Annotated in this window: 1 protein-coding gene; it reads left to right on the forward strand. The window is 51.4% G+C overall.

What is annotated here, in order from left to right; translation table 11 throughout:
• The first annotated feature begins 329 nt into the window (after positions 1-329).
• On the forward strand, positions 330-575 hold the full coding sequence (locus A15D_RS17085; protein WP_102792900.1) for a type II toxin-antitoxin system Phd/YefM family antitoxin: 246 nt from the start codon (positions 330-332) through the stop codon (positions 573-575).
• Positions 576-873: the final 298 nt, after the last annotated feature.

Genomic DNA, 873 nt, shown 5'->3' on the forward strand with positions numbered 1-873 from the left:
ACGGTATGTCGTTTTCGGCTGATGGATTATCTGGAGCTTGTGGATAGTACGGGCCGCGTTGTCCGCGATGACAAGCGCGGTGCTATCTCTGCTCTTGCAGCTGGCGCTCTTGATCGTTTGGGAATCGATGAAGGGGAATGGCTGGCGCATATGAAACCCCGGAAGCAGCGACAGCCAGTGGCTGTGGGTTCTGTGTTGAGGTTAAAGGCTTACGCGCAGCTGACAGGGAGGAAATGGGTGGTGGGCCAGGGGGTGGCAACTGGCTCAGCTTGCCCTGCCTAGCAAGTGACACTAAAGTATCACTTTAGGTCTAATCTCAGGATATGCCCATGAAAGTTGAGCTGGTTACTAACCTCAAGCGGCAGGCAACCAAGATTCTTGCAGAACTGCATGAATCAAAGGAGCCGGTATTGATTACGGAGCATGGGCAGCCGTCAGCGTACCTTGTCGACGTGGAAGACTATGAGTTCATGCAGCGTCGACTGGAGCTGCTTGCAGGGCTCTCGCGGGGGGAGTTGGCCGTGCTGGAAGGAAGAACCTACAGCCAGGATGACAGTAATCAGGGACACGCATGAATTATGTTTCTATGTGCGTTAGTCGAACTATAACAACCTGACCCCATATCCCCTCACGGCCATGACTTTTGAAATAAAAAGATAATGAATGAGAAGAAACGATCACTACTCTCTAAATTGCGTTGGGATGAAGTAATCGGGGGCACGCATGAATTGGGGGATGTCTTACGGGGTTTGTGGTTGTTCTCTGATGTAGGTTGGTTTGAGTAGTCAGTAGTGTTGGGTGATGGATAAGCAAGGAGGCTTGTCATGACCCGAGCGCGTTATAGCCAGGTATCGCTGGATTCCACGTCTTACT

The sequence above is a fragment of the Alcanivorax sp. MD8A genome, from assembly GCF_002888555.1.
Lineage (GTDB): Bacteria > Pseudomonadota > Gammaproteobacteria > Pseudomonadales > Alcanivoracaceae > Alcanivorax.